9 protein-coding genes and 1 pseudogene are annotated in these 6,762 nt (G+C 69.3%); 6 read left to right on the forward strand and 4 right to left on the reverse strand.

Going from position 1 to position 6,762, the window contains the following annotated elements:
* Window positions 1–49 precede the first annotated feature (49 nt).
* Window positions 50–1,264, reverse strand: coding sequence for a coiled-coil domain-containing protein (locus tag NYZ98_RS14405; RefSeq protein ID WP_262843255.1), 1,215 nt, complete (start codon window positions 1,262–1,264; stop codon window positions 50–52).
* A gap of 395 nt (window positions 1,265–1,659) precedes the next feature.
* Window positions 1,660–1,806, reverse strand: coding sequence for a hypothetical protein (locus tag NYZ98_RS14410; RefSeq protein ID WP_262843256.1), 147 nt, complete (start codon window positions 1,804–1,806; stop codon window positions 1,660–1,662).
* 187 nt (window positions 1,807–1,993) lie between these two features.
* On the opposite strand from NYZ98_RS14410, the gene NYZ98_RS14415 reads away from it, so the two are divergent.
* From NYZ98_RS14415 to NYZ98_RS14430, 4 genes are all read left to right on the forward strand, one after another.
* Entirely contained in the window at window positions 1,994–2,140 is a 147-nt protein-coding gene (locus NYZ98_RS14415; protein WP_262843257.1) for a hypothetical protein, read from the forward strand.
* A gap of 232 nt (window positions 2,141–2,372) precedes the next feature.
* Window positions 2,373–3,095: an AraC family transcriptional regulator gene (locus tag NYZ98_RS14420; protein WP_262843258.1), complete on the forward strand. Its 723-nt coding sequence runs from the start codon at window positions 2,373–2,375 to the stop codon at window positions 3,093–3,095.
* Between the two features lie 53 nt (window positions 3,096–3,148).
* Window positions 3,149–3,964: an alpha/beta fold hydrolase gene (locus tag NYZ98_RS14425; protein WP_262843259.1), complete on the forward strand. Its 816-nt coding sequence runs from the start codon at window positions 3,149–3,151 to the stop codon at window positions 3,962–3,964.
* A 1-nt stretch (window position 3,965) separates the two neighbouring features.
* Window positions 3,966–4,538: a dihydrofolate reductase family protein gene (locus NYZ98_RS14430; protein WP_262843260.1), complete on the forward strand. Its 573-nt coding sequence runs from the start codon at window positions 3,966–3,968 to the stop codon at window positions 4,536–4,538.
* A gap of 2 nt (window positions 4,539–4,540) precedes the next feature.
* Here NYZ98_RS14430 and NYZ98_RS41525 read toward each other — a convergent pair whose 3' ends face one another.
* Window positions 4,541–4,660 (reverse strand): DUF6247 family protein, encoded by a 120-nt coding sequence (locus NYZ98_RS41525; protein WP_380707879.1) that lies wholly within the window; start codon window positions 4,658–4,660, stop codon window positions 4,541–4,543.
* 53 nt (window positions 4,661–4,713) lie between these two features.
* On the opposite strand from NYZ98_RS41525, the gene NYZ98_RS14435 reads away from it, so the two are divergent.
* On the forward strand, window positions 4,714–5,328 hold the full coding sequence (locus NYZ98_RS14435) for a hypothetical protein (protein WP_262843261.1): 615 nt from the start codon (window positions 4,714–4,716) through the stop codon (window positions 5,326–5,328).
* A 56-nt stretch (window positions 5,329–5,384) separates the two neighbouring features.
* On the opposite strand, the pseudogene NYZ98_RS14440 reads toward NYZ98_RS14435, so the two are convergent.
* Window positions 5,385–6,252, reverse strand: a pseudogene (locus tag NYZ98_RS14440) (Tn3 family transposase); the annotation flags it as partial.
* Window positions 6,253–6,320: 68 nt separating this feature from the next.
* Between NYZ98_RS14440 and NYZ98_RS14445 the strand changes: the two are divergent.
* A complete protein-coding gene (locus tag NYZ98_RS14445) occupies window positions 6,321–6,509 on the forward strand; it encodes a hypothetical protein (protein ID WP_262843262.1) in 189 nt (62 codons plus the stop codon).
* The last annotated feature ends 253 nt before the right edge of the window (window positions 6,510–6,762 follow it).

Raw genomic sequence — 6,762 nt, forward strand, 5'->3', positions numbered from 1 at the left:
CCCAGCCACCGACCAGGGCGTCGGCATCGCCGTGCGAGGCTGGCGTTGATCATGGCGCGGGGGCGCGGAGTTCCGCGGTGACCGCGCGTTCGCGGAGCTGGGCGGATTCGGTGCGGAGTGTCTCGGCCTGGGCGCGTAGATCGGCGACCCGGGCCCGTTCCACCTCCAGCAGGGCGGCCACCCGGTCGCGTTCGGCGGTCGCGGCGCGTTCGGACGTGCGCGCCTGTGCCGTCTCGGCCGCCGCCGTGTCGACGGCGGATCGGACGCGGGCCTCGGCCGAGCGCTCGGCGTCCACGGCGCGGGCGCCGGCCTGGGCGGCGTCGGCGGCCGAACGGGCCGCCTCTCCCACGGCTTCGGCGCGGGCCTGCTCGGCGGCCTCGGCCCGGGTCTGCGCCCGGCCCCGTTCGGCCTCGGCCGCCTGCGCCCGGGCGATCGCGCCCGCCGCCGCCTGCTCGGCCTCCACCCGGGCGCGCCGGGCCAGCTCGGCCTCGGTGCGCGCGGTGTCGCGTTCGTCGGCGGCTTGTGCGGCGATCTGCCCGGCCTGCCGCGCTTCGGCGCGCGCGTCCCTGGCTTCGGTGTTCGCCGCCTTGACCTTCTCGTTCATCTCCCGCACCGCCTGGTCGCGGGCCGTACCGGCACGTGCGGCGCGCCGGTTGGCCTCCTCGGCGGCCTGCTTGGCATGACGTTCGGTGCTCGCGGCCTCCCGGAGCGCGGCCAGCGCCTGTTCGCGCGCGTTCTCGGCGTCCGACAGGGCGGTCTCGCGTTCGGCCAGGGCCTCGTTCATCCGCTCGCGCATGGTCTCGCGCTCCGCGCGCGCCGTCTCGGTGGCCTCGCGGGCCAGCCGTACCTGTTCCAGGGCCTGTTCGCGCTCGGTGCGGGCGATGGCCACGCGGGTGTGGGCCTCGGCCTGGACCGCGCTCAGCTTGGCCTCGACCCCGGCGGGGCTGAGCTCCCCGGCCAGAACGTTGGCCAACGGCGCGATGGCCGCCGCCAGCCCTTTCTCCATGCGGTCGTAGAGGTCCTCGGCCCGGGCCAGGCTGCCTTCGAGACCGGGGGTGGCGCGCCGTAGCTCGCGGTCCCTTTTGGCGGCGGCCTGGCAGTCACTCTCGGGGCAGTACTCCTTGGGCCTGCCGCGCCCGGCGCGCCGCTCGATCGCCGTCCCGCAGTGCTTGCAGGGGATCACTCCCGCCCCGCCCGCCTCCGGCCCCTCCCGCCCCCGGCCGCGCTCACCGCTCCGCCCGTCACTCACCGTCTCCGCTGTCACACGCCCGACCCTACCATTTTCTAATTTCCAGAAATTCAAATTCAACAATGACGATCCATTGCGTCCTCACCGATCGCCCCAACTCACGAGAACTAGACTTCCCGCAAGTTATCTCTCCGGGGCGTGGGGGTTGAGCAGCAACCGAACCGTCAGTGGCGTTAGCGAGTCCCCGCGGCGCGCGTTACTGCCACTGACGGTTCGGATGCGGGTCGCCGCTGACTGGGCGTGATCAGGGCAGTTCCAGTTGGCCCCACTTGTTGATCACCGCGTGAATTCGTGATGGCTTGAAATGGCTTCACCTGGAGGGCGGCGCCGGGGAAGGGGCGGGCAAGGCCCTCGCCCCGGATCACAAGCTCAAGCACCGACGCAACGGCCGCTGGCCGCGTGGTCGGCGGCTAAAAATCAGGGGAATTGTGAAGGCGCGCCTGAACGGCATCCAGGCGTTCGGAGGCCTGGCGTTGGGCATGAGCCAGCAACGCGGTCACTTCCTGGCGGACCCGTTCGATCTCGGCGATCGCCTCAGTCCGGACTTTGCCCGACATGTGGCAAGACAAACCATATGTCCGGCGAGCTGCGCCCACCAAGCAGTGACCAGGGGCCCGGCCTCAGACGAGGTCGGGCTTTGACGGCATGCCGGGCCTTAGTGCGGGCAAGCACCCGGATTCCCATACCTTGTTGCCAGGAATCGGGGTCTGGGACTGGTGAGGTCGCGTATTCAACTTTCGTCCCTTGGGTGAGGCCGGCGTCATCACCGGCGACCTCACCGTGGCCATCACCATGGTCGTCCTCGGCTTGATCGCAGTGGTCGCGGTGATCGTGGATGCGACGCTCAGCGGGTTGCTGATCGCAACTGCGCTGCTCGCTCTTGTCGCATGAGACGATAAGCACCGTCGCGCCAATCGCGTCGTCGACAGGGCCTTGTCTGAGTTCTGCGCCATCCTCGACGTCCTCATCAAGATGCTGGTCGCCGTTGTCATGCCCACCGCGTGACGCAGGATCGACCTTGAACAGGACGGGCACGGTGCTCACTGTCGACGGTGGCAAAGGCGCACGCTTTGCGTAGATGGTCTTGACCACATGCGCACGGCGATCAGCCAGGGGGTGGACCATGCCGATCGAGAGTGACCATCGCGGGTCGGACTCGCCCTACGTGGCACGGGTCTGGCGCGGCCGCACCTCCGGGGTGGGCCGGATGACCTCGATCGCCACGTCGACCTGGGAACTGGTCTTCTGGGAGCAGCAAGGCGTCATACACGCCGCCGTGCGCGGACCGGAGACGACAGCATCGAGTGCCGAGACGATGGGCGACTCGGAGTCATTCGGGATCATCTTCGCGCATGGCACCTCGATGCCCCATCTCCCGATCGGCGCGCTCGTCGACAGTGGCTGTGGCAGTCCGCACGTGACCGAACGTACGTTCCTCCTGCGCGACGAGGAGTGGCGGATCCCCGACTTCGACGACGCGGAGCTGCTCGTGGAGAAGCTCGTGCGCGCCGGCGTTCTGGTCCGCGACCCGCTCGTGGACGAGGTGGTGTGGGGCGGTGCCGCACGGGTCGGATCGCGGACAGTGCAGCGCCGCGTGGCTGCGGCCACCGGACTCACCCAGGGCGCGATCCGCCAGATCGAACGGGCGCGGGAGGCTGCGGTGCTGCTCGGGGCGGGGGTCCCCGCCCTGGATCTCGTGCACCGGCTCGGCTACTACGACCAGCCGCACCTGGCCCGCTCCCTGCAACGGTTCATCGGCCGAACTGCCACGCAACTGCGGCAGCCAGACCCCACTGCCGATTCACTGTCGCTTCTGTACAAGCCGGAGAATCCGGCCAGCTCATAGCGTCGTGTGCAAGCGGTGACCGTCACCGCGCACACAACGAAAAGGCCACTCCAATGCCAGAAGGCATCGTCACCTCTGCCGACGGCACTACCATCGCCTACACGGCGTGGGGCGCCGGCGACCCGATCGTCATCATCGACGGCGCGACCGCCTATCGCGCTACGAACCCAGTGAACCAGGAGACGGCGAAACTGCTCGCCGATGAATTCCTGGTCATCAACTACGACCGGCGCGGTCGCGGCGAGAGTACCGACGCCCCGCCCTACGTCGTCGAGCGCGAGTTCGAAGACCTTGAGGCGATCATCGAGCAGGCCGGCCAGGGGCGCCCGGCGACTGTGTTCGGCTGGTCCTCCGGCGCCAATCTCGCGCTCAACGCCGCCCAAGACGGTGTGCCGATCGCGCGTCTTGCGCTGTTCGAGCCGAACGCGGCCGTCGACGACGCCCGCCCCCCGCTGCCCGACGACTACGTCGAGCGCCTCGACGCGGCCATCGCCGACGGCAGACCGGGAGATGCGGTCGCCCTGTTCATGACCGCCGCAGTCATGATGCCCGAAGAGGCAGTCGCCGAGATGCGCGAGCAGGACTTCTGGGCAGGACTCGAGGCCATCGCCCCCACGATCGCCTACGACGCCCGTCAGGTCGGCGACACCCTCTCCGGCAAGCCGCTGCGCCCCGAGCTGTGGAATCACCTCGACATTCCGGTCCTGATCATGCACGGGATCGACACCTGGCCGGCCCTGGCCGCAGGCTCCCGCGCCATCGCCGCGCACCTGCCCACCTCTACCCTCGCGCCGGTATCCGGTGAGCAGCACTCGACCACCGCCGACGTGCTGGCCGCCGCGCTGCGCGCATTCATCAAGGAGAACTGACATGGGGAAGATCGTGCTCACCGAGTTCATCTCCATCGACGGCGTTGTGGAAGCACCCGGCGGAGAGGACTTCAAGTACCAGAACTGGAGCTTCGAGTTCGACCGCGGACCCGACGGCGAACGGTACAAAGAGACCGAATCGCTCCAGGCTGCGGCGCTCCTGCTAGGACGCAAGACCTACGAGGGCTTCGCCGCAGCCTGGCCCCAATACGAGGGCGAGCTTGCCGACAAGTACAACACCATGCCCAAATACGTCGTCTCCCACACCCTCACCAACCCTGAGTGGGCAGGCACGACCGTGCTGAGCGGCGACTTGGCACAGGACGTGACCCGGCTCAAGCAAGAGGTCGACGGTGAGATCTCCGTGGCCGGAAGCATCCAACTCGCCCAGAGCCTCCTCGCCCTCGACCTCATCGATGAGATCCACCTCATGGTCTCACCGCTCGTCCTCGGCCACGGCCGCCAGCTCTGGGCACAGACGCCGGACAAGACCGCGTGGACGCTCAGCGAAGCGACGGTGTACGGCGACAGCACCCTGCTCACCATTTACCAACGCCGGACCGGGCCGATCTGAGGCTACGCCTGTCGGCTCGCCTCGGCGTGCATGCGCTGCCAGTCGTCGGGGTCGGCGACCGCCCGCGCCGCGATGCGCCACCAGCCGGTGAGGAAGTCGTCCAGGGCGGCCAGGTCCACCACGTCCGCGTGGTGATCGCCGCAAGCTCGTCGAGCGGGCCGGGGCGGGCGAGCCGGTGCTGCTGCGCCGCCGCCCCGACCGCAACGCCGCGGCCCTGCTGCCCGTCGCGGCGATCGAGGTCTGGAACGCCCACCTGGCCGCCCAGGAAGCCGAGCAGCGGCGCCACGCCGAGGAGACCCTGCTCGGCGAGCGCCGACCGGCCGGATCGCGCGGCGCGGTGTGCCCGGGGTGTCGCAGCTCGTTCATGCACACGGTCTTCACCGGCCCGGTCGTCATCGCGCTCGTCAACACCGCCGACCCGTCCGCGGGCGTGCAGGCGGCCGTGGCCGACACCGACCCGGCGATGGCGCAAGAGGTGGCGTTCGTGCGCTGCGCTTCGTGCTGGGAGCCGATGGGAGACCGGCCCCGTGAGCACGGCGCCCCGGCCTACCGCGCGGCCGTCGACATCGCCGAGAACGCCTCCTGGAGCGAGGTGGCGTGGGAGACGGGCAACCCCTACGTCGTGGCCGAACACGAGATGGGGCGGGCTTCGCGCATCGTGCTCGCCCACGACCTGGCCCGCGGCACGGTCCGCCGGGTCACCCGGTGGGACTCATCGTCCTCGCCCGCGTCGGGGTCGCGCAGGTCGCGACTGGCGCCGGGGGCCAGGTCAGGCAGGGCGAAGGTGTAGGTGCCGTGGACGCCGAGGTGGGAGTGGACGAAGGGTGAGAGCCGGGCCATGTCCTCGTCCCGGACGGGGTAGCCCTGGGCTTTGAGCTGACGGACGGCGGCGTCGAGGTAGACGGTCGTCCAGAGCGTGGCGCGGTTGAGAACCAAGCCGAGGGCGCCGAGCTGGTTATCCAGTCCGCTCATAGCGGCGGTAGAGCTCCCCCTTCTTGCCGTGGCAGATCTTGCGGGCGAGGGAGTGGCGGTTCTCCTGGAGGTTGCGGATGTCCTTGATGTCGCGGCGGTAGGTCTCGTCCACGTCGATGAACTGGAGAATGTGCAGGGTCTTGAAGATCCGGCGGTAGGAGGCGATGGCCTCGCCGAGCGCGGTGGGGTGGCCGTCGCGCTGGAGCATGGTGACGACGTCGTAGGCGCGCACGGTGCCGGTGTGGATCGGGGCGACCACGCGGAGGATGTCCTCCCAGTTCCGGCGGATCTTCCGCAGGTCGATCTTGCGTCGGGCGAAGGTGTTCAAGGGCCCGTAGTCGGCGGAGGCGTCGATCCGCCAGCCTTTCTGGTCCGGGAGGTCGGCGAGGGCAGGCCGGTAGGAGATGCCCAGCAGCTCCAGGAGACCGAAGACCAGGTCGGAGTAAGAGCCGGTGTCGGAGACGACGATCTCGGGTAGGTCGCCGCCGTCCAGGCCAAAGATGACGTCGACCATGTGCAGGGAGTCGCGGATCGTCCCCGACACGACCCTCGCGCCGCGGCCCATGCCTCGGTCGTTCATAGCGTTCAGCCAGGTCATGCCGCGTTTAGAGCCGAAATACTTGCGGTTGGGGCGGGCGAAGGCGGCCGGGACGGGGACGACGAACCGCATCCCGTCGACCGCGGCGACCAGGCCGCCGCCCCACGCCTGGGCGAGCGACAGCCCGGCCTGCTTGTCGACCATCCGATCCACTGTCCGAGCAAGGTCGCTGGCTGCTGTGCGGCGCGGTTGCGGCCTACTTCACCCTCGGCGTGGTCACCGGCGTCGCCAGCCACGGCTCCGACCTGCCGAGGACGATCTCACGGGTCACCACAGGCATCGCGGCCCCACTGCTGCTTGGCCTGCTCGCCACCGCCGTCAGTGGCCGAATGCTCGTGGTCTACCTGGCCCTGATAGTCCTGGCCCACCTCTGGTTCGAACGACGACTGGGGCCACGATGATCGCGGCTGATCCGGCAGCGGTTTTAGAGGTGGCTGGTATCGCGGGTGAGGGTGTGTGCCCAGGAGCTGTCGAGCTCGTAAAGCCCGCCTGGACCCCGTGACTCACCCTCCGAACACACCTCTCCCTTCAAATGCGACCGACCAATCGGTTACCCACACGGAAATGGAACACACCATGAACCCGCTCCGCCCCCTCGCCGCTGCCACCTTCCTCCTGGGCCCAGCGATCTATCTCGCCGCCGAAGCGATCACA

The organism is Sphaerisporangium corydalis (genome assembly GCF_025506355.1).
Lineage (GTDB): Bacteria > Actinomycetota > Actinomycetes > Streptosporangiales > Streptosporangiaceae > Sphaerisporangium > Sphaerisporangium corydalis.

Coding starts and splice junctions, on each gene's coding strand:
- NYZ98_RS14410 (WP_262843256.1), bottom strand. CDS start 1,806: ATGTCGGGCAAAGTCCGGACTGAGGCGATCGCCGAGATCGAACGGGTC.
- NYZ98_RS14420 (WP_262843258.1), top strand. CDS start 2,373: ATGCCGATCGAGAGTGACCATCGCGGGTCGGACTCGCCCTACGTGGCA.
- NYZ98_RS14430 (WP_262843260.1), top strand. CDS start 3,966: ATGGGGAAGATCGTGCTCACCGAGTTCATCTCCATCGACGGCGTTGTG.
- NYZ98_RS14425 (WP_262843259.1), top strand. CDS start 3,149: ATGCCAGAAGGCATCGTCACCTCTGCCGACGGCACTACCATCGCCTAC.